The sequence below is a fragment of the Bradyrhizobium sp. UNPF46 genome (genome assembly GCF_006658625.1).
GTDB classification, from domain to species: domain Bacteria; phylum Pseudomonadota; class Alphaproteobacteria; order Rhizobiales; family Xanthobacteraceae; genus Bradyrhizobium; species Bradyrhizobium nitroreducens.
Genome location: NZ_LFJB01000071.1, coordinates 1 through 18,825, shown reverse-complemented (window position 1 = coordinate 18,825; position 18,825 = coordinate 1). Strand labels below are relative to the sequence as shown.

The 18,825-nt window shown below is 65.1% G+C and carries 20 protein-coding genes; 3 read left to right on the top strand and 17 right to left on the bottom strand.

Going from position 1 to position 18,825, the window contains the following annotated elements; genetic code table 11:
* The first annotated feature begins 23 nt into the window (after positions 1-23).
* Complete coding sequence (locus UNPF46_RS26235) at positions 24-1,247, top strand: bifunctional alpha/beta hydrolase/OsmC family protein (RefSeq protein WP_142251931.1); 1,224 nt, start codon at positions 24-26, stop codon at positions 1,245-1,247.
* A 10-nt stretch (positions 1,248-1,257) separates the two neighbouring features.
* On the opposite strand, the gene pdxR is transcribed toward UNPF46_RS26235, so the two are convergent.
* Positions 1,258-2,688 carry a MocR-like pyridoxine biosynthesis transcription factor PdxR gene (gene pdxR / locus UNPF46_RS26230; RefSeq protein WP_181770120.1) on the bottom strand — a complete coding sequence of 477 codons (1,431 nt, stop codon included), beginning with the start codon at positions 2,686-2,688 and terminating at the stop codon, positions 1,258-1,260.
* A gap of 100 nt (positions 2,689-2,788) precedes the next feature.
* On the opposite strand from pdxR, the gene UNPF46_RS26225 reads away from it, so the two are divergent.
* Positions 2,789-3,703, top strand: coding sequence for a DMT family transporter (locus tag UNPF46_RS26225; RefSeq protein WP_142251929.1), 915 nt, complete (start codon positions 2,789-2,791; stop codon positions 3,701-3,703).
* On the opposite strand, the gene UNPF46_RS26220 is transcribed toward UNPF46_RS26225, so the two are convergent.
* From UNPF46_RS26220 to UNPF46_RS26145, 16 genes are all read right to left on the bottom strand, one after another.
* Positions 3,682-4,740 carry a YeeE/YedE family protein gene (locus UNPF46_RS26220; protein WP_181770118.1) on the bottom strand — a complete coding sequence of 353 codons (1,059 nt, stop codon included), beginning with the start codon at positions 4,738-4,740 and terminating at the stop codon, positions 3,682-3,684. The two genes, UNPF46_RS26225 and UNPF46_RS26220, sit on opposite strands and share 22 nt — an antisense overlap.
* A 2-nt stretch (positions 4,741-4,742) precedes the next feature.
* The gene (locus tag UNPF46_RS26215; protein WP_142251928.1) at positions 4,743-5,747 is read right to left on the bottom strand and encodes a quinone oxidoreductase family protein; all 1,005 of its coding nucleotides are present in this window, start codon (positions 5,745-5,747) and stop codon (positions 4,743-4,745) included.
* Positions 5,748-5,810: 63 nt separating this feature from the next.
* Complete coding sequence (gene paaK / locus UNPF46_RS26210; protein ID WP_142251927.1) at positions 5,811-7,142, bottom strand: phenylacetate--CoA ligase PaaK; 1,332 nt, start codon at positions 7,140-7,142, stop codon at positions 5,811-5,813.
* 39 nt (positions 7,143-7,181) lie between these two features.
* Positions 7,182-7,631, bottom strand: coding sequence for a hydroxyphenylacetyl-CoA thioesterase PaaI (gene paaI, locus UNPF46_RS26205; RefSeq protein ID WP_100179000.1), 450 nt, complete (start codon positions 7,629-7,631; stop codon positions 7,182-7,184).
* 101 nt (positions 7,632-7,732) lie between these two features.
* Entirely contained in the window at positions 7,733-8,815 is a 1,083-nt protein-coding gene (paaE, locus tag UNPF46_RS26200) for a 1,2-phenylacetyl-CoA epoxidase subunit PaaE (protein WP_181770117.1), read from the bottom strand.
* 2 nt (positions 8,816-8,817) lie between these two features.
* Positions 8,818-9,321, bottom strand: a complete 504-nt coding sequence (gene paaD, locus UNPF46_RS26195; protein ID WP_142251925.1) for a 1,2-phenylacetyl-CoA epoxidase subunit PaaD — start codon at positions 9,319-9,321, stop codon at positions 8,818-8,820.
* The gene (gene paaC, locus UNPF46_RS26190; protein ID WP_181770116.1) at positions 9,315-10,091 is read right to left on the bottom strand and encodes a 1,2-phenylacetyl-CoA epoxidase subunit PaaC; all 777 of its coding nucleotides are present in this window, start codon (positions 10,089-10,091) and stop codon (positions 9,315-9,317) included. The genes paaD and paaC overlap by 7 nt, the downstream gene beginning before the upstream one ends.
* Positions 10,091-10,378 carry a 1,2-phenylacetyl-CoA epoxidase subunit PaaB gene (gene paaB, locus UNPF46_RS26185; RefSeq protein WP_100179004.1) on the bottom strand — a complete coding sequence of 96 codons (288 nt, stop codon included), beginning with the start codon at positions 10,376-10,378 and terminating at the stop codon, positions 10,091-10,093. The genes paaC and paaB overlap by 1 nt, the downstream gene beginning before the upstream one ends.
* Positions 10,379-10,389: 11 nt before the next feature.
* Positions 10,390-11,382: a 1,2-phenylacetyl-CoA epoxidase subunit PaaA gene (paaA, locus tag UNPF46_RS26180; protein ID WP_181770115.1), complete on the bottom strand. Its 993-nt coding sequence runs from the start codon at positions 11,380-11,382 to the stop codon at positions 10,390-10,392.
* 76 nt (positions 11,383-11,458) lie between these two features.
* Positions 11,459-12,325 carry a phenylacetic acid degradation operon negative regulatory protein PaaX gene (gene paaX, locus UNPF46_RS26175; protein ID WP_100179006.1) on the bottom strand — a complete coding sequence of 289 codons (867 nt, stop codon included), beginning with the start codon at positions 12,323-12,325 and terminating at the stop codon, positions 11,459-11,461.
* A gap of 210 nt (positions 12,326-12,535) precedes the next feature.
* The gene (locus UNPF46_RS26170; RefSeq protein WP_100181357.1) at positions 12,536-13,306 is read right to left on the bottom strand and encodes an esterase/lipase family protein; all 771 of its coding nucleotides are present in this window, start codon (positions 13,304-13,306) and stop codon (positions 12,536-12,538) included.
* 187 nt (positions 13,307-13,493) lie between these two features.
* A complete protein-coding gene (locus UNPF46_RS26165; RefSeq protein ID WP_142251922.1) occupies positions 13,494-14,780 on the bottom strand; it encodes a DUF445 domain-containing protein in 1,287 nt (428 codons plus the stop codon).
* A 173-nt stretch (positions 14,781-14,953) separates the two neighbouring features.
* A complete protein-coding gene (locus UNPF46_RS26160; protein ID WP_100179008.1) occupies positions 14,954-15,409 on the bottom strand; it encodes a phasin in 456 nt (151 codons plus the stop codon).
* A 206-nt stretch (positions 15,410-15,615) separates the two neighbouring features.
* Entirely contained in the window at positions 15,616-16,209 is a 594-nt protein-coding gene (locus tag UNPF46_RS26155; protein WP_174719096.1) for a GNAT family N-acetyltransferase, read from the bottom strand.
* Positions 16,206-17,288: a PHA/PHB synthase family protein gene (locus UNPF46_RS26150; protein WP_142251921.1), complete on the bottom strand. Its 1,083-nt coding sequence runs from the start codon at positions 17,286-17,288 to the stop codon at positions 16,206-16,208. The genes UNPF46_RS26155 and UNPF46_RS26150 overlap by 4 nt, the downstream gene beginning before the upstream one ends.
* Entirely contained in the window at positions 17,285-17,668 is a 384-nt protein-coding gene (locus tag UNPF46_RS26145; RefSeq protein WP_142251920.1) for a hypothetical protein, read from the bottom strand. Before UNPF46_RS26145 ends, UNPF46_RS26150 begins: the two co-directional genes overlap by 4 nt.
* Positions 17,669-17,825: 157 nt before the next feature.
* On the opposite strand from UNPF46_RS26145, the gene UNPF46_RS26140 reads away from it, so the two are divergent.
* The gene (locus UNPF46_RS26140; protein ID WP_181770114.1) at positions 17,826-18,746 is read left to right on the top strand and encodes an alpha/beta fold hydrolase; all 921 of its coding nucleotides are present in this window, start codon (positions 17,826-17,828) and stop codon (positions 18,744-18,746) included.
* Positions 18,747-18,825: the final 79 nt, after the last annotated feature.

Sequence of the window (18,825 nt, the reverse complement as noted above, 5' to 3'; positions counted from 1 at the left end):
CAAGCAGGAAACGGGGGAAGCCCATGCCAACGGAGCGCTTTCAGTTCACCGGCGAAGGCGGCCATCAGCTTGCGGCCGCGCTGGAAATGCCGGACGGCGAGCCCGCGGCCTACGCGCTGTTCGCGCACTGCTTCACCTGTGGCAAGGACACGCTGGCGGCCAAGCGCATTGCGGTTGCGCTTGCCGCCAAGGGCATCGCGGTGCTGCGCTTCGACTTCACCGGCCTCGGCTCCAGCGAGGGCGATTTTGCCAATTCGACATTCTCCTCCAACGTCGCCGATCTCGTGCGCGCTGCCGATCATCTGCGCAGCGTCCGCAAGGCGCCGTCGATCCTGATCGGGCACAGCCTCGGCGGCGCCGCGATCCTTGCCGCCGCGGGAAAGATCCCGGAAGCCCGAGCCGTCGTCACCATCGCCGCGCCCTCCGATCCCGCTCACGTCACCGGCCTCTTCAAGGAGCACCTCGACAATATCCGCACGCAGGGCGAGGTCGAGGTCTCGCTTGCGGGACGGCCCTTCCGGATCAAGCGCGAATTCATCGAGGACATCGCCGAGCACGAGCTGATGGCTGACATCTCCGGCCTGCACAAGGCGCTGCTGGTGATGCACTCGCCTGTCGACGACACCGTCGGCATCGACAATGCGACGAAGATCTTCGTAGCCGCCAAGCACCCCAAGAGCTTCGTCTCGCTCGATCATGCCGATCATCTGCTGACCAAGCCGGCCGATGCGCTCTACACGGCCGACCTGATCGCGGCCTGGGCGAGCCGCTACATCGACACCGCCAAACCTGCGAAGTCGATGGACCTTCCCGAGGCGCCGCGGCAGGTGGTGGTGCAGGAGACCCGCAAGAGCAAGTTCAACCAGATGATCACCGTCGGCCCGCATCGGCTCGTCGCGGACGAGCCGATCGCTGCCGGTGGCGAGGACGCCGGCCCCGGGCCCTACGATTTCCTGCTCGCCGGCCTCGGGGCCTGCACCTCCATGACCATGCGCCTCTATGCCGACCGCAAGTCGCTGCCGCTCGACCGCGTCACCGTCACGCTGAAGCACTCCAAGATCTACGCCAAGGACTGCGCGGAATGCGAGACGCGCGAGGGCATGCTCGACCAGATCGAACGCGACATCTCGATCGAAGGCGCACTCGATGCCGAGCAGCGCAGGAAGCTGATGGAGATCGCCGACAAGTGCCCGGTGCACCGGACACTCACGTCCGAGATCCGCATCGCAACCAGGGCCGTGGAGTAGCGAGACCGAGCTATAAGCACGACGCCATCGTCCGCAATGCCGCGCTGATCTCGCTCTCGCGCCACGCCGCAAAGCCGAGCAGCAGACCGTGATCGCGCGGCTTTCCGAGCGACAGGCTGGACACGGCTCGCGTCACGACGCCTGCCTCGGCCAGCCGCCTGACCGCCGCCTGATCACCACGACCGCGCTTGAGGCGCGCGACGAGCTGGATGCCTCCCGAGGGAACCTCCACCGAGAATATCTCGCCGAGAAGGCGCTCCAATTCCCCGACGAGATGATCGCGGCGCGCGTGATAGAGCCGCCGCATCCGGCGCAAATGAGCCAGGAAATGGCCATCGGCAATGAACTCGGCCAGCGCTTCCTGAACATGACTTGATGCGATCAGCCCGATATGCCGCTGTGCGATCTCAAACGTGTTGACCAGCGCCGGCGGCACGACGAGATAACCGAGCCGGATATCTGACGTCATCGCCTTCGAGAACGTCCCGACATAGAACACGCGGCCATGGGCGTCCAAGCCCTGCAAGGCCGGCACCGGCCGGCTGTCATAGTGAAACTCGCCGTCGTAGTCGTCCTCGACGATCCAGGTCTTGCCTGGCCGGCTTGCCCGGAGAAACTCGGTGCGGCGCGCCAGCGACATCAACCGCCCGGTCGGGTGCTGATGCGACGGCGTCATGAAGATGAGTTTTGGCGCGGTCAGTCCGGGCATCCGCTGCATCCCCTGCTCGTCCAGCCTCATGCCCGTCACGCGCGCGCCGGACGCACGGAACGCGGCCGCCGCGCCGGGATAGCCGGGGTCCTCAACCCAAACGTCGTCGCCGGGCGTGATGAGCACGGCCGCGATCAAGGTCAGCGCGGCCTGTGCGCTGGGCAGGATCAGGATCTGCCCCTCCGTGGCACGAACGCCGCGGCTGGTTGCGAGATAGTGCGCCAGCACCTCGCAGAGGCGCGTGCGGTTGACCGGACCGAGCTCGCGCCTGGCCGCATGCACCGCGCTGCGACGCAGGCAGCGCGCCCAGATTTCATTCGGAAACTCCCTTGCATCGCCATGCCCCGGACGCAGCGGCTTGAGCGGCGCCTGATACGACATCGGCCAGTCAGTCTGCTTGAGCTTCGAGGCCCAGGGTGAGAGATGCGGCTTTGCAGGACGCGCGCCGGATACGTCCGCTCCCACGCCGTCACCGGGCGCGCCGCCGTCGGCCGTCACCACCGGGCGGCGGCCGTGCGATGCCGCGAGATACCCCTCGGCCGCGAGCTGCTCGAAGGCATAGGTGACGGTGTTGCGCGAGACGCCGAGATCGTCCGCGAGCCGGCGGCTCGACGGCAGTGCGCGGCCTTTGCCGAGGCGGCCGGTCGCGATCAGGTTTCGGAGCTGGCCAGTCAACTGCGCTACCAGCCCGGCGTCGTCGGCCCGCTTCAGCTCGATCAGGGCCGAGATCATGCTATCCGAAACTGGCACTATATTCCTTTCAAATCTGGCACTTTTTCAAGTACCAGTCGGGATGCTATCCGGCGGCCTGGACTGCTTCAAGGATTTTGCGATGAACGCCCTCTCCCCTCGCGCGGCCATCGGCCTGTTCCTGATCGTCGTGCTGGCCTGGGGGGTAAATTGGTCGGTGACGAAGCAGCTCGTGCAATTCCTTCCCCCGCTCTGGACCTCGGCGATCCGGAGCTGGATCGCGCTGGGCGGCCTGTTCGTGATCCTCGGCCTCAGCAACAATCTGGTCATTCCCGAGCGGCGCGACATACCCGTGGTGCTGAGCGTCGCGCTGCTGCACATGACGATATTCTCGGTCCTGGTCGCGGCCGGCGTGCGCTTCCTGCCCGCGAGCAAGGCCATCGTGCTCGGCTACACCACGCCGCTCTGGGTCGCGATCGCCGCGCCGCTGGTCGGGAAGGAGACGCTGACCGCACCAAAGCTTGCCGGCGCCCTGCTCGGGCTGGTCGGGCTTGCCGTGATCCTGAACCCCACCTCGATCGATTGGACCAACACCAACGTCGTGCTTGGCGCCGGCATGGTCATTCTGGCCGCGATCTCCTGGGCGGCGAACATCATCTATATCCGCGCGCATCGCTGGATCGCCTCGCCGCTGCAGCTTCTGATCTGGCAGGTGCTCGTTGCGACGGTCGTGCTGACGGGGTCGGCGGTGGTTACGGACGGCGTCCCCCATGCGGAATGGTCGTGGAAGCTCGTCCTGCTGCTCCTGTATTCCGGCCTGATCGGGACGGCGCTGGCCTATTGGGCGATGTCGATGGTCAACAAGAGCATCTCGGCCCTGACGACGGCGCTCGGCACCACGGGAACGCCGCTCGTCGGCATTGCCAGCGCGGCGATCCTGCTCGGTGAGCCCATCGAGGTGAGTCTCGCCGTCGCGGCCGGACTGATCGTCAGCGGCATCGGTCTTGCGACCTTGGGCGACCGGCTCCTGCGAAGTCAGGCCACAGCGAGAGGCTGAACCCGTAGTGCACCGCGCAGGCCTGCCGTCGTGCCGAGCAGAATGCCGGCAAGCGCGACGAACGAGCCCAGCGCGAGTGTCGACATGCCCGTGAGGCCCTGCCCGATCGAGCAGCCGAATGCCATCACGCCGCCGATCCCCATCAGCGCGGCACCGCCGCCCGAGCGCAGCATGTGGCGCGGCGAGGAATAGCCTTCGAGCTTGAAGCGGCCCGTGGCGAGTGCGGTGAGCAGGCTGCCGGCGAAGACGCCGGCAACCGTCGCGATGCCGAAGTTCAGCGTCAGGCCGGTCGAGAGCATGGCGTATTGCAGGGCATCCGCGATCGGCGCGATGAAGGTGAGCGAGGTCACCGGAACCGGATTGAAGTCGTCGGCGCCGAGATAACCGGTGACGAACCAGCCGGCAGCGACGAGGAGGCCGACGATGATTCCCGCCGCGATTTGGCCCGGCGAGCGACGGAACACCGGGTGGGCAAAGGCGAACAGGGTCAACGCGACGACGATGATGGCCGCCGCCAGCGCGCGCGCGAGAGGTTCGGCGAGACCGAGCGTCGCCAGCAATGACGGCAGCGAGTTCGCCTTGACCGTCGTTTGCGAAGCCTGGACCAACGCGATGCGCGCCGGCGCGATCAGGCCCTTGAGCGTCATCTGCGCGGCGATGGCGAGCACGGTCACGACGACGAAGGAGCGGAGATTGCCGCGGCCGAGCAGCACCAGCGCGCGCGAGCCGCAACCGTTCGACAGCACCATGCCGTAACCGAACAGCAGGCCGCCGAGGAACAGCACCGGCACCGAGAATGACGGCTGCAGATAGATCGTCTTGCCGAGGTCGACCATGCCGCTGCCGGCGAGAAATTGGCTCGCGGCGATCGCAATCGCGATCGCCAGCGCATAGGTCCGCACCAGCCGCCCGTCTCCCTCGACCAGCCAGCCGCGCATGCTGCTCATCAGGCAGAAGCCGCTGAGCAGGCCGACGGCGCCATAGATCAAGCCAATGACGAGGCCTGCCAGGATGACGAATTGTACGGACGATTCCATGATTATGGCTTGAGGATCACGCGATCCCGCGAAGAGCCGGCGACAGCGACATAGGCCGCCTTGGCACTCTCGAGCGGATAAACGGCATTCGCCTTGATCGGGAACGGCTTCAGCTGGCCGCTCGCAAAGCCCGGACCGAGGTCGCGCAGCACCGCGCCTGTTGCGGTCGAGGACAGGCCGAGCGTATCGATCCCGACATAGGTGTGCTGTCCCCGGTAGAATTCGAGGATGTTGAACTGCACGATACGGTCGATCGCGGCAATCAGGATCTGGCGGCCACGCAAGGCGAGCGACTTGTGCGCGGCTTGGAAATAGGGATCGCCGACCGTGTTGAAGACGATGTCGGCGCCCTTGCCGCCGGTCACTTCGCGCACGCGCGCGGCAACGTCCGTCGCGGAGGCGTCGATCACCTCGATCGGCGCGTTGCTGTGGCCTTCGTAGGCCTCCGCTTTGCGCACCACGCCGATGACGCTTGCGCCCTGCCATGTCGCGATCTGCACCGCGGCCTGGCCGACCTTGCCGTTGACGCCGAACACCAGCACGGTGTCGCCGGTCTTCGGCAAGCCTGCACGGCGAAAGCCTTCCATCGCGGTGACGAAGGGCACGCCGATCCCGGCAGCCTCCTCCCACGACACCGTCTTCGGCTTCTCCACCACAGCATCGGCCTCGACCACGAGATGGCTGGCATGGGTGCCGTCGCGGCGGATGCCGAGATCGCCGGAGGAGCCGAACACCTCGCGGCCAAACGTGCCGGCCGGTCCGTCGATGACAACGCCGGCATAATCGCGGCCCGGGGTGCGGGGGAACACGGCATAGGGCATCAGCCCGGTCGCGGCCTTCACGTCGGAAGGGTTGACGGCCGCAGCCTTCACCTCGATCAGGAGATCGTTCGGACTGCGTGTCAGCGTGTGGCGCTCGACCACCGGCGCAAGCGCGGCGGCGTTCTCGGCCTTGGCATTGAGGCGTACGCAGCGCGCTTCGACGGATTTGGCATCAGCTGGCGACATGAAAGACCCGCGATTTCTCGCGGGCCTTGTCGCCTCTGGGGCCGGTCAAGTCAATCCGTCAACTCAGTCCTTGGGCCGCTTGTCGTAGAGCCGCCTGGCCTTGCCGAGCGAGCGTTCCAGCGTGTCAGGGGGCACGATCTGAACCTTCGAGCTGATCCCGATGGTGTTCTTGATGTGGGTCGAGATCCGGTCGGCGTGGTCGACGAGGCCTCTCCCGTCCCAGCTTTCCGACCGTGCCTCGGCGATGATGGTCAGCTCGTCCATGCGGCCTTCCCGGGTCAGCTCCAGGATGAAGTGGCCGCCGCACCAGTCGGTCGCGAGCAATACTTCCTCGATCTGGGTCGGGAACAGGTTGACGCCGCGCAGGATGATCATGTCGTCAGAGCGACCGGTCACCTTTTCCATGCGCCGCATACCGGGGCGTGCCGTCCCGGGGAGGAGCCGCGTCAGGTCGCGGGTGCGATAGCGGATCACCGGAAAGGCTTCCTTCGTCAGCGAGGTGAAGACCAGCTCGCCCTTCTCACCATCAGGCAGCACCGCGCCGGTCTCGGGGTCAATCACCTCGGGGTAGAAGTGATCTTCCCAGATGTGCAGGCCGTCCTTGGTCTCGATGCATTCCTGGGCGACGCCGGGACCGATCACCTCCGACAGGCCGTAGACGTCGGTCGCGTCCATGTCGAAGGCGTCCTCGATTTCGCCGCGCATCGCATTGGTCCAGGGCTCGGCGCCGAAGATGCCGACCTTGAGCGAGCACTGGCGTGGGTCGAGCCGCTGGCGCTTGAACTCGTCGAGGATCGCCAGCATGTAGCTCGGCGTCACCGTGATGATGTCGGGCCGGAAGTCGTTGATGAGCTGGACTTGCCGCTCGGTCATGCCGCCCGAGATCGGCACCACGGTGCAGCCGAGCTTTTCGGCGCCGTAATGCACGCCAAGTCCGCCGGTGAAGAGACCATAGCCATAGGCGTTGTGGATGATCATGCCGGTGCGGCCGCCGGCGGCGCGGATCGAGCGGGCCATCACATCGGACCAGGTGTCGATGTCGCGCTGCGTGTAGCCGACCACAATCGGCTTTCCGGTCGTGCCGGAGGAGGCATGCACGCGCACCAGCTTTTCGCGCGGCACGGCGAACATGTTGAAGGGATAGTTGTCGCGCAGGTCCGTCTTCACCGTGAACGGAAATTTCGCAAGATCAGGCAAGTCGCGAAAATCGGACGGATGCACACCGGCCTTGTCGAACGCTTTGCGATAATGCGCGACATTGTCATAGGCGTGCTTCAGCGACCAGGCCAGCCGCTGCTTCTGCAGCGCCATGATCTCGTCGCGCGAGGCGCACTCATGCAAGTCCATCTCGGCGCTATAAGTGCGGCCGCCTTCCTTGAGCCTTGTCAGAGCCATGCTCGTTTCCCCACATTGGTTCGTTCTTTTTATTTGGTCTTATTGATCTTGCGCCGGCAGCCACGTGCCGGGAATGACGCGCGAGTGTCCGCGGAACTCCGCGATGACGGTGTCGCCCGAAGTGACACGCACGTCGTAGATGCCGGAGCGGCCGCCGCGGGTGATCTCCCGCGCCGCCGCAACGAGTCGATCGCCGAGCCTGCCGGGCTTGATGAAGGTGACCTGCCCTTGCGCTGCGACCACGCGCTCGTTGTGCGAGTTGCACGCAAAGGCGAAGGCTGAATCGGCGAGCGTGAAGATGAAGCCGCCATGGGCTATGCGCTGGCCGTTGACCATGTCCGGCCGCACTGTCATCGCCAGCGTCGCGTAGCCGGGGCCAATCTCGATGATCTCCATGCCGAGGCCCTTGGAGGCATCATCCTCGGCCCACATTGCGTCGGCGCAGGCGCGGGCGATGTCCTCAGGCGACAGGGCGGCTTTGACGTTCACGCGCTTCTCCCGGCCAATTGTTTACCCATGATGTTCTGCTGGTTGGCCAAAACTGTCAAATAATGCGACGCATTTGCATCGTCAGGCCCTGATACGCCCGATCAGACATGGTCATAATCGACCACGACGCGCTCCGAGGACGGCTTGGCCTGGCAGGTCAGGACGAAGCCCGCCTTCAGCTCCCACGGCTCCAGCGAATAGTTGATGTCCATCGGCGCCTCGCCTTCGACCAGCTTGGCGCGGCAGGTCGAGCACATGCCGCCCTTGCAGGCGAACGGCAGATCGACGCCGGCGCGCAGCGCGGCATCGAGGATCGCCTCGTCCTCGGCCACGGGCACGTCACGGCGCTTGCCGTCGATGATCAGCGAGGCGATCGCTTTCGGCGGCGCGTCGGGTGCAACGGCCTTCCTAAGCCGCGGCTTGCCGCCAAATTCGGAGACGAAGCGCTCGACATGGATGCGGTCTTCCGCGATGCCGAGCCTGCGGCAGGTCGTCTCGATGTCCTCGCTCATGCCGAGGGGACCACAGATGTAGACATGATCGACGCTTCCCGCCGGCACCAGCGAGCGCAGCAGCACCCCCACCTTGTCGCCGTCGAGCCGGCCATGCAGGATCGGGATGTCCTGGTCCTCGCCGGAGATGACGTGGAAGATCGAGAGGCGATCGATGAAGCGGTCCTTGAGCTCCTCGAGCGCTTCGAGGAACATGATGTTGTCGGTGGTGCGGTTGCCGTAGAACAGGAAGAAGCGGCTGTCCGGCTCGCGCGCGAGCACGCCCTTCACGATCGACAGGATCGGGGTGATGCCGGAGCCCGCAGCAAAGCCGACATGAACGCGCGCGCGATCGGCTGGCGGAACCGCGCCGAAGCGGCCGGTCGGCGTCATCACGTCGAGCTCGTCGCCGCATTTGAGGTCTTCGGCGGCCCAGCTCGAAAACGCGCCGCCATCGACCTTCTTCACGGCGATGCGGATCTCGCCGTCGTCAGGGCCGGAACAGATCGAATAGGAGCGGCGCACCTCCTCTCCGTCCAGCGTCGTGCGGAGCGTGAGATATTGGCCGGGCGTGAAGGCGTAGTCGCGCGCGAGTTCGCCGGGAATGGCGAAGGTCATCGAGACGGCGTCGGCCGCCTCGCGGCGAAGATCGTTGACGGCCAGGCGATGGAAGCGGGGTGCGGCTGCTGACATGGTCAATGACACTTGAAATAATCGAAGGGTTCGCGGCAGGACTTGCAGCGCCACAGCGCCTTGCAGGAGGTCGAGCCGAATTCGGAGAGAAGCTCGGTGTCTTCAGAGCCGCATTGCGGGCACGCCACGGCTTGTTCGCCGAACAGCGCGCGGCGGGAGCTTGACGCCTGCGGCGGCGCGATGCCGTAGGCGCGCAGCTTTTGGCGGCCCTCCTCGCTCATCCAGTCGGTGGTCCAGGCCGGCGACAGCACGGTGCGGATTCTTGGACGGGTAAAGCCGGCGCGCTCCAGCGCCAGCTCGATCTCGAGCGCGATCATGTTCATTGCCGGGCAGCCGGAATATGTCGGCGTGATCGCGACCTCGACATGGTCGCCGGCCACGGCAACGTCACGGAGCACGCCGAGATCGGCGATGGTCAAGACCGGAATCTCAGGGTCGACCACGCTCGCCGCGGCATCCCAGGCGCGCTGACGCAGTTCGTTGTCGCGATCGAGCACCGTCACCATGTCAGCCCCGGGAAGGTGCGCTGCATCGATTGCAGCTCGGACAGAAGATGGCCGAGATGCTCGCTGTGTCGACCCGCGCGGCCGCCCTGCTGCATCCAGTCGTTTTGCGGCAGGATCAGCGTGGCCTCGTGTGCAACATTGGACAACGTCTGCAGCCAGCGACCGCGCAAGGGCCCGGGATCGACGGCGATGCCGGCATGGATCAGCGCGCGCTCGCCGTCATCGACGGCAAACATCTCGCCGGTGAAGGCCCAGAGGTGATCGATCGCCGCTTGCGCACGGGCATGACTCTCATCGGTGCCGTCGCCGAGCCGGATGAGCCATTCCGAGGCGTGGCGCAGATGATAGGCGCTCTCCTTCTCCGACTTGGCGGCAATCGCGGCCAGCGTCGTGTCGCGCGAAGCCATCATCGCGCGCCAGTAGATGTCGGCGAAGGCGGAATAGAAGAACTGCCGCACCAGCGTCTGCGCAAAGTCGCCATTGGGCTGTTCGACCAGCAGCAGATTGCGGTACTGCCTGACGTCGCGCAGATAAGCGAGCTTGTCCTCGTCGTTATCCCGGCCCTCGGCCTTGGCGGCATAGCCATAGAGCTCGCGAGCCTGACCGATCAGGTCGAGCGCGATGTTGGAGAGCGCCATGTCCTCTTCCAGCATCGGGGCATGCCCGCACCATTCCGACAGCCGGTGGCCGAGGATCAGCGCATCGTCGGCACGGCGCATTGTGTAGAGCACCAGCGGTGTTTCGGAGACCTCGATGTTGGCGGTCGCCATCACATGTGCCCCACTTCCTCGGGCACCTCGTAGAACGTCGGATGCCGGTAGATCTTCGATTCCGCCGGCTCGAACATCATGCCCTTCTCGGCGGGATCGCTTGCGGTGATCGCGCTCGACGGCACCACCCAGATCGACAGGCCCTCGCCGCGGCGGGTGTAGATGTCGCGGGCGGCTTGCAACGCCATGGTGGCGTCGCTCGCATGCAGGGATCCCACGTGCTTGTGCGCGAGCCCGTTGCGGCTGCGAATGAAGACTTCCCACAGCGGCGTGTTCGGCGTGGACATAACGATCTCCCCTATTCGGCGGCTTGCGCGGTCCGACGTTGCGCGCGCTTGGCGGCATAGGCAGCCGCCGCCTCGCGCACCCAGGCGCCCTCCGCGTGCGCCTTGCGGCGCGCCGCCATGCGATCGCGGTTGCACGGGCCGTTGCCGGCGAGCACCTGCTTGAATTCGGTCCAGTCGATTTCGCTGTAGCGCCAATGCCCGTCGGCATCCTGTGTCATGCCCGGATCGGGAATGGTGAGGCCGAGATATTGCGCCTGCGGCACAGTGGCATCGACGAACTTCTGGCGCAGCTCGTCATTGGAGAAGCGCTTGATCTTCCATTTCGTGGAGGTGTCGCTGTGCTGGCTGGTGGCATCGGGCGGGCCGAACATCATCAGCACCGGCCACCACCATCGATCTAGCGCATCCTGCGCCATCGCCTTCTGCTCGTCCGAGCCGCGGCACAGCGTCAGCATGATCTCATAGCCCTGGCGCTGGTGGAACGACTCCTCCTTGCAGACCCGGATCATCGCGCGCGCATAGGGACCATAGGAGCAACGGCACAGCGGGATCTGGTTCATGATCGCCGCGCCATCGACCAGCCAGCCGATCGTGCCGATGTCGGCCCAGGTCAGCGTCGGATAGTTGAAGATCGAGGAATATTTGGCCTTGCCGGCAAGCATGGCGTCGACCAGCTCTTCGCGAGAGCTGCCGAGCGTTTCGGCGGCGGCATACAGATAGAGCCCGTGGCCGCACTCGTCCTGCACCTTGGCGAGCAACGCGGCCTTGCGGCGCAAGGTCGGCGCGCGCGTGATCCAGTTGCCTTCGGGCAGCATGCCGACGATCTCGGAATGGGCATGCTGGGAGATCTGTCGGGTCAGCGTCTTGCGATAGGCCGCCGGCATCCACTCGTTCGGCTCGATGCGCTCCTCGGCATCGATACGCGCCTGGAACTGCGCAGCCTTGGCGGCGTCCTCCAGACCGCGGTCGTCGGTCTCGGCCGTGTTCAGCGCCTGGGTATACATGCGCATCCTCCCGATTTGTTGGGAGGCAATATATAACAAAAATGACTTCATGCAAGATATTTCTGTAACATAAAGATCAGGCGCCGAACCTCCGTTCCAGCAGCTTTCGCGCGGGCGGCAACGGCCCCTTTTCGTTGCTTGCATGATCGTCGAGCCATTGCTCGGATGGAGCGAGCAGCGCGCGATAGATTTCGCCGCAGAGCTCACGGGCCGCCCTGCCCGGCCAGTCCGCCGGCAACAGGCTTTCAGGCAGCAGCGGATCGCGCAGCACGACGCGACGGTAGTGGTGGATCAGGAGGATGCGCGCGGTGAAGGCGTCGGCCTCGGACAGATCCCTGCCGCGCCCAATCGCGGCGCGCAGCGGCTCGAACGTCTTCATGAACTTGAGATAGGCATCCGCAGTGCGCTGCAGCGGCCAACTCGCGCTGAGCAGGCGACGGCCGCTGTCGTCCTCGGCGGAGACTTCGAGACGGATCGCACCCGCAGCTTCATCCGGCACCGGCACGCCTGATGGCGCGACCCAGACGCCCGGCAGCGGACTGCCGAAGCCGGCATTGCGCAGCGCCTCGCGCGAGGCATCGCGGTCCTCGCCATTGCCGATCAGGAGCAGCTCGAAGCGCCCGGTCCAGTCCGACGGCGGCGGATCGTAGATGTGGCGCGTCGCGGCCTCGAAGGTTTGGCGCCCCTTGTCGGCCAGCCGATAGAAGCTGTTGCGGCCGACCTTCTCGCGCGTCAGCCAGCCATCGGCGGCAAGACGCGACATCGCGGTGCGAACGACGCCGCTGTCGATGTCCAGACTCTCGAAGAACTCCAGCAGCGTGCCGAGCCACACCACACCGCCGCGCGGCACGATGGCGTCGCCGAACACGGTGATGACGATGGAGCCGGTACGCGAGGGTTCGCGCTTGAGCTGGTCGATGATGCGGGAGAGCGGATGCGCCATGTGCGAGGCATAGCGCGTTTGGTGCGGGCGCGACAATGGATGGAAGCGACGCTCTTGCTGCTCCCTCTCCCCGTTCTTACGGGGAGAGGGTTGGGGTGAGGGGCTGTATCCGCAAGCTCAGTGACAGATGGACTCGCGGAGAGTCCCCCTCACCCGCCACGCTTCGCGTGTCGGCCTCTCCCCGCGTGCGGGGAGAGGCGAAGAAAGAAATCACCGGTGCGGATCGGGATAGGCAAGGCTACGCCAGCCGCTGCGGTCGAAGGGCTTCCACTGGCCCTCCTTCTGCGCAAGCCGGTCGGCCACGGCATAGACCGCGGCGGGGTGATGGCCCATGCCGCAATGGCTGCTCTCGATCTCGACGCTCTCGGTCTGCGCGCCGCTCTTCTCCACGCAGCCCTGCCAGGCGCAGACGCCGTCGGTGCGGCTGAAGATGGCGGTGGTCGGCACCGGAGGCGGCACGGCGAGCTCGCCGCCGAAGCGCGGATCGACCTGATCGGCCTTCTGCCCGCTCGCCCATTCATAGACGCGCCAGGCATTGGTGGAGCGCGGGTCGCCGGCAAAGGGGCTGCCGAGGGTGATCACCTGACGCACGCGCTCGGGCATCATCTTGGCGAGCTGGCGCGCGTAGAGGCCGCCGAGGCTCCAGCCAACCAGGCTGATCTTGCGGCCGTGCGTGTCGCTAAGCTCCTGGACCAGATCGACCATCGCATGCTGCACACCCGGACGCAGGCCGTAGTTACGGCCCTGGCGCCAGCCGCTCACCGCGTAGCCCTTGCCGGACAGGAAGCTGCGCAGCGCCCGCGTGGACGCGTCCGAGGCCACAAGGCCGGGCAGCACCAGCACCGGATGCCCATCGCCGCGCGGCGCCAGGCTCAGCAGCGGCAGCGCGCCGAGGAATGCGCCGAACTCGTGGATCGCGCGCCCTTCCAGAAACATCAGGGTACGGGACGGCGGACGCAGCGTCTGGGCAGTAGCGGTCATCAATGGATCCCTTGGGAGGCGCCGGCTGCGATGCCGGCAAATGGGCATGAATTCCAATACGCCGGCTTCTTGAACGTTCCGCAGCGCAACATGAATCAGCTAGGCGGCCGGTTCCCGACATTCAAGCCGGACAGGCGCGGGGCCACAATAGGCCCACGTGTTAATGCTAACGGCCGTGACGCAAAAGTCACAACAATCGGAGCAGGGATTCTACGGAGTAGAGCGCAAGCCCGGCGAGCCCGCCGATCAGCGAGCCGTTGAAACGGATGTATTGCAGGTCGCGGCCGATGTTGATTTCGATCAGCGAAATCAGCTGCGCCATATCCCACGCCTTGACCTGGTCGGAGATGAAGGTCGAGACGCCGCTCTTCTGGTCGGCGACAAAGCTGCGCAGCACGGTCACCAGGCCCTTGTTGATCTCGCCGCGCAACTCGGCATCGCCGGCGAGCGCGTCACCCGCAGAGACGAACATGCCGGCGAGATGATGCTGCAGCACCTGCGTCTCGCCGGCAGCGCTGCGCTCGATGAAGGAGCGGGTGTTGGCCCAAACCGTGCGGGCGAGATCGGCAAGCTCGGGCCGGGCCAAGAGATCGCGCTTCAAGCCGTCGATGCGATCGATATAGGCCTGGTCGGTGCCGAGCCGGTCAACGAAGCTCAGCACCATGCGATCGAACTCGCCGCGGAACGGGTGCTTGGGATCGCTGCGCACCTCGTTGAAGAAAGCGGTGGCGGAGGCGACGATCTTGTTCACCAGGAACTTATCGGCGCGGTAGAGCCTGAGCAGGGTCGGCAACTCCGCGCGCACCTTCTCGCGGATCATCACCATCGTCTCCGTCTGGTTCAGCGTCTCGTGCATCACGCGCAGGAGATCGTCGAACAGGATCTGGTGACGCCCCTCCGCCACGAAGCCGCGCAGCGTGCCGGCCGCGAGCGGCGCCAGGTCGATCGCCTGAAGCTGCGAGGACATGCGGCGGATGATGAAGGTCATCAAGCCCGAGCTCTCCGTCGCCGAGACTGCCTCCGGCAGCAGGCGCAGCGCGAAGCGAGCGAGATCGTCGCTGCGCTTGCGGTCGCGCAGCCAGTCGGCGACGAAGGAGCCGAAATCGATCTCGTTCAGCTTGGCCTCGACAGGACCGGCCTCGAGGAAATGCACCTGGATGAACTCGCCGAGCTTGTCGGCGATGCGGGCCTGGTTGCTCTGGATGATCGCGGTGTGCGGGATCGGCAGGCCGAGCGGCCGCTTGAACAGCGCGACCACGGCATACCAGTCGGCGAGGCCGCCGATGGTCGCGGCCTCCGCGAAGGCCGCGACGAAGCCGAACACGGGATGGATCGGCAGCAGCCACTTTGCGACGATGAAGAGCGCAAGCGTGGACGCCAGCACCAGCGTCGCCAGCGCCTTCACGCGGCGCAGCTCGGCCGCGCGTTCGGCGTCGCCGGGGGTGTCGAAGGAGAAGGTGGCGAGGGGAGTCATGACGATCTCAGAGTACGTCATTCCGGGGCGGTCCGCAGGACCGAACCCGGAATCTCGAGATTCCGGGTTCGATGCTTCGCATCGCCTCGGAATGACGGCCGAGGCGGCGTGGCGCAAAAACAAAAGGCCCGCCGAAGCGGGCCTCAAATTCAGTTTGTGCTCAGGCCGCCGGATCAGGCGGTCTTGTTGTAGACCTTGGCAAAGTTGTCCTGAGCGGACTTCGCACCGTTGGCGGCGAGCTTGCCGAGATAGTCGGTGGTCGCCTTGGCGCGCGAGACGAACGCCTCGCCGCGGGCACGGAGCAGACCCGACTGGATCTCAACGGCTTCGCTGAACGACTTAGCGGACGCGAGCTTGTCGATGCCCGAGAAGAACGCCTCGGCGTCTTCATAGATCGCCTGCTGGATGTTGCGGCTGATCTTGCCGGCTTCGGTGACGGACTCGGTCACCGCGTTCTCGACGGCGGCGGTCACGCGCTCGGAGCCAGCGAACACCTCGGCAGCACGGTCCTTGGCGGTGTTGGCAGACTTCTTGACGAATTCGCGGGCGGCCTCGGGAACTTCCAGATTCTGGATGTTCTTGAAAGCGTCTTTGAAGCCCTCGAAAGCGGTGTTGGTTTCGGTGGTCATGGGGTTCTCTCCATCCTCATTAGGTTGAGCTATGGGCTCACCCCGTCCTCGTTGGCCCGGGGCACGACCTATATGGCATAGTTAATGGTGCGATGCAACATTCGTATTGCACTGCGGTATCACGAATTCGTGAATAGCCTTAATGAGAGGCAATCTGCTGCCTTTCTGGCCCCTTGCCTACTGTGCATGGGGTTGAATTCGATTTTTTAGTGCTGGACGGCGCCCGGCAGCCCATAAGCCTCCATCTGGGCCTGGACCTGTGCGATGTTATGACCGAGCACGACGATGTCATGGGTCTTGCCGTCGACGTCCCGGACGTGGTCCCGCAGCAGCGCCTCGGCCTTGAAACCGAGGCTCTCGAACAGGGCGATCGCCGACTGCTGGTCGACCGTCATCTGCACCGAAAGCTTCTCGAGGCCGGCGCCGAGCGCGAGCGCGAAGGTTTCCTGTGACAACGCCCGCCCCACCCCCTTCCCGCGGACATCGAGCGAGACCACCATGCGGATCTCACCGACATGGGGCGACCAGGAGTGGGGATCACGCACCAGAGTGCCGCAGCCGACGACCTTGCCGTCCCTGACCGCGAGCAGGCTCGTGATCGCGCCGCGCTCGATCTCCTTGACCCAGGCTGACAGCACCTTCGGCTCGCTGATATTGCGCGGCAGGAACAAGAGGTCGTGGGTCGGCAGCCCCTTGCCGAACGCGAGCACCGCGGCCTCGTCCGCAGGTGCCATCAGACGAATCTCGATATCGCCGGCCTCGGTCTTGACGTGACGCGGATAGGAACGCTGCTCGCTCATGTCGATCTCTTCCCCAGCCAGGAATCCAGTTTCGGCCACAGCCGCTTCACGGCATTGGCGCCCGCGACGAGCGAGACGTGACCGCCTTTCAGCATCACCTCTTCCTTGTCCGCAGATCCGATCTTCGCGATCAGGTGCTTGGCGGCCTCATACGGCACGATGTGGTCGTGCTCGGCGACGGCGTGCAGGATCGGCACCTTGATGTTCTCGAGCTTCGCCGCCCGGCCGCCCACCGACATGGTGTCGTTGAACAGCTTGTTGTCCCACATCAGGTCCTTGGTGATGGTGCGGAAATACTCGCCCGCGAGCGGCAGCGTATCGGTCGCCCAGCGGTCGAACATGCGGTAGGACTTCACGAACTCGTCGTTCCAGATGTTTTCCCAGAGCTGGATCTGGCTCACCGTGCGCGAGGCCGGGCGTAACATCTCGAACGAGGACAGGATCATCTCCGGCGGCACGTTGCCGACGCTGTCGACGAGATGGTCGACGTCGAAATAGCGACGGTCGGAGAAGTTCGAGAACAGCTTCATCTCGCGGAAGTCGATCGGCGTGGTGAAGCAGATCAGGTTCTTCATCGGCCCGTCCGCGTGGATCGAGCCATAGAGCAGCGACAGCACGCCGCCGAAGCAATAACCGATCACGGAGACATCCTGCTCGCCGGAATCGGCCTGTACGCGGCGAACGCAATCCGGGATGAAGTCGAGGACGTAGTCCTCCATCCGCAGGCTCTTTTCCTCCGGCCGCGGCGCGCTCCAGTCGAGCATGTAGACGTCATAGCCGCGCTTGAGCAGGAACTCGATGAAGCTCTGGCCGGGGACGAGATCGAGAATGTAGCCGCGATTGGTGGTCGCCATCACGATCAGCACCGGCACGCGGTAGATCTCGTCCGACATCGGCCGGTAGTGATAGAGATTCATGGTGCCACGCGTATGCAGCACGTCCTTCGGCGTCGATCCAAGCGAAGGGCCGGAGGTCGAGAAATACTCGACGCCCTTGATGCTGCGCTGGATGGCGCGCTGCACCTCGGACTGGATGCGCTCGGGGATGGATGCGAAATCGAGTCCTGGCGGCGCGTTCATGCCTGGTCTCCGCCCTCGGACGGCGGACGCTTGGTCCGCGGCGGCCGCGGCGGCCCGTCGGAGCCTTGCGAGATGCCGGAATTCGCCGCCATCTGGCTCAGCATCGACTTGATCTCGCCGATCTGGGCTTCGACGGACTGGAGCCGCTCGGCAAGACCCGTGACCTGCTCCCGGCTCGGCAGGTTCATCGAGACGAGATATTTCTCCATGAGCTCGCCGAGCTGCTTCTGAGCACCTGCAGCAACTCCGCCCGCGCGGTTCACCGCCTGTGAAAACTCGGGCGACGACATAGCCTGGTTGGCGAAAGAGTTGAACCCCTTCTCCATCTCGCCGACCATCTTCTGCCACATGGCAACGGGGTCATTGGTCTTGTCGGTCATCGGCGTCCTCCTGAAATCGAGAGCTGCGATGCCCTTCTTTTTCGCCATACCACACCGTTGCGCGGTGCCGGTCAACCGGCAGGTCGGCCAGTGCGGCGCACATGGCTTCTTTGCGGCGTGAAACCGTGCGATACACGACTGATCAAGAGCGAAGGGAATGCCCGTGACCACCCATCAGTCGCCCCAGACCGTCCGCGCCAACGGCATCGACATCTGCTACGAGATCTTTGGCAACGACAACGCCGAGCCGCTGCTGCTGATCATGGGGCTCGGGGCGCAGATGATCCACTGGGACGATGCGTTCTGCGAGCAGCTTGCCGCACGCGGCTTCCGCGTGATCCGCTTCGACAACCGCGACATCGGCAAGTCCAGTCATCTCACCGGCGGCAAGCGCCTGACGCCGCTCGAACTGCTGAAACTGCGCTTCCTCAGAATTCCTGTCGCCGCAACTTACAAACTGATCGACATGGCGAAAGATACGGTCGGGCTGATGGATGCGCTCGGCATCAGATCGGCGCATCTGGTCGGGGCGTCCATGGGCGGCATGATCGCGCAGGAGGTGACGCTGTCGTTTCCGCATCGTGTCCGCTCGCTGACATCGATCATGTCGACGACGGGTAATCCGCGCGTGCCGCCGCCGAGCCGCGAGGCCGCGGCGATGCTGATGGCACCGCCGCCGCGCAGCAAGGAAGAGTTCATCCTACGTTACGGCCAGACCTGGAAAGTGTTGCGCGCCGGACATTTCCCGGAAGAGGAAGCGCTCGATCCTGAGCGCGCCGAGCGCGTGTTCGCGCGTGGGCTCAATCCGGCCGGCGTCGGCCGCCAGCTTCGCGCCGTGCTGGCCTCCGGCAGCCGCAAGGAGCGGCTGCACGCCGTGAAGGCTCCCACACTGGTCATCCACGGCACCGTCGATCCGCTGGTCCGCCCCGAAGGCGGTAAGGACACGGCGGCTTCAATTCCGAACGCAAGACTGTTGATGATCGAAGGCATGGGCCATGCGCTGCCGATGCGCTTCTGGCCGGAGATCATCGGCGCCATCGACAAGCACGCCCATGGCGCGGCGGCGCAGGCCGCCTAGAGCATTTTCGGTTCTGATTGAATCAGAACCGAAGCTCTAGATTCTTGTTTTGACGCGTTTTCTTCACGCGAACCGGTGT

Bases quoted from the DNA above. Each gene is read 5' to 3' on its own strand.
- paaE (WP_181770117.1), bottom strand. From the start codon at position 8,815: ATGTCAGCAGCCGCACCCCGCTTCCATCGCCTGGCCGTCAACGATCTT.
- paaA (WP_181770115.1), bottom strand. From the start codon at position 11,382: ATGTATACCCAGGCGCTGAACACGGCCGAGACCGACGACCGCGGTCTG.
- paaD (WP_142251925.1), bottom strand. From the start codon at position 9,321: ATGGTGACGGTGCTCGATCGCGACAACGAACTGCGTCAGCGCGCCTGG.
- UNPF46_RS26165 (WP_142251922.1), bottom strand. From the start codon at position 14,780: ATGACTCCCCTCGCCACCTTCTCCTTCGACACCCCCGGCGACGCCGAA.
- UNPF46_RS26235 (WP_142251931.1), top strand. From the start codon at position 24: ATGCCAACGGAGCGCTTTCAGTTCACCGGCGAAGGCGGCCATCAGCTT.
- UNPF46_RS26170 (WP_100181357.1), bottom strand. From the start codon at position 13,306: ATGACCGCTACTGCCCAGACGCTGCGTCCGCCGTCCCGTACCCTGATG.
- paaX (WP_100179006.1), bottom strand. From the start codon at position 12,325: ATGGCGCATCCGCTCTCCCGCATCATCGACCAGCTCAAGCGCGAACCC.
- UNPF46_RS26225 (WP_142251929.1), top strand. From the start codon at position 2,789: ATGAACGCCCTCTCCCCTCGCGCGGCCATCGGCCTGTTCCTGATCGTC.
- paaK (WP_142251927.1), bottom strand. From the start codon at position 7,142: ATGGCTCTGACAAGGCTCAAGGAAGGCGGCCGCACTTATAGCGCCGAG.
- UNPF46_RS26160 (WP_100179008.1), bottom strand. From the start codon at position 15,409: ATGACCACCGAAACCAACACCGCTTTCGAGGGCTTCAAAGACGCTTTC.
- paaB (WP_100179004.1), bottom strand. From the start codon at position 10,378: ATGTCCACGCCGAACACGCCGCTGTGGGAAGTCTTCATTCGCAGCCGC.
- pdxR (WP_181770120.1), bottom strand. From the start codon at position 2,688: ATGATCTCGGCCCTGATCGAGCTGAAGCGGGCCGACGACGCCGGGCTG.
- UNPF46_RS26140 (WP_181770114.1), top strand. From the start codon at position 17,826: ATGCCCGTGACCACCCATCAGTCGCCCCAGACCGTCCGCGCCAACGGC.
- UNPF46_RS26150 (WP_142251921.1), bottom strand. From the start codon at position 17,288: ATGAACGCGCCGCCAGGACTCGATTTCGCATCCATCCCCGAGCGCATC.
- paaC (WP_181770116.1), bottom strand. From the start codon at position 10,091: ATGGCGACCGCCAACATCGAGGTCTCCGAAACACCGCTGGTGCTCTAC.
- UNPF46_RS26155 (WP_174719096.1), bottom strand. From the start codon at position 16,209: ATGAGCGAGCAGCGTTCCTATCCGCGTCACGTCAAGACCGAGGCCGGC.
- UNPF46_RS26215 (WP_142251928.1), bottom strand. From the start codon at position 5,747: ATGTCGCCAGCTGATGCCAAATCCGTCGAAGCGCGCTGCGTACGCCTC.
- UNPF46_RS26145 (WP_142251920.1), bottom strand. From the start codon at position 17,668: ATGACCGACAAGACCAATGACCCCGTTGCCATGTGGCAGAAGATGGTC.
- UNPF46_RS26220 (WP_181770118.1), bottom strand. From the start codon at position 4,740: ATGGAATCGTCCGTACAATTCGTCATCCTGGCAGGCCTCGTCATTGGC.